The sequence below is a fragment of the Leifsonia sp. SIMBA_070 genome, from assembly GCF_046534635.1.
GTDB lineage: Bacteria > Actinomycetota > Actinomycetes > Actinomycetales > Microbacteriaceae > Leifsonia.
In genome coordinates, this window is the sequence record NZ_JAWRYK010000752.1 from 1 (window position 1) to 246 (window position 246).

General features: G+C 63.4%; 1 pseudogene. It reads left to right on the plus strand.

The features are described 5' to 3' along the window. Positions 1-246: pseudogene (locus tag SB754_RS22250) on the plus strand (dTDP-Rha--alpha-D-GlcNAc-pyrophosphate polyprenol alpha-3-L-rhamnosyltransferase); the annotation flags it as partial.

A 246-nucleotide genomic window follows, 5' to 3' on the forward strand; every position in this document is an offset into this window, starting at 1 on the left:
GCACGATCTATCCGTCGGCGCGGCGGGTTCCGAACCTGGTCTCCGGAACCGGACATGCGATCTTGGGAACGATCTGGAAGTCCAATCCCTGGACCGCGGCGTACCGGCAGGATGCCGTCGACGTGTCCGAACGCGCCGTGGGGTGGTTGTCCGGGTCGTGCCTGCTGGTCCGACGCGAGGCCTTCGATTCCATCGGCGGTTTCGATTCCCGATACTTCATGTACATGGAGGACGTCGATCTCGGTG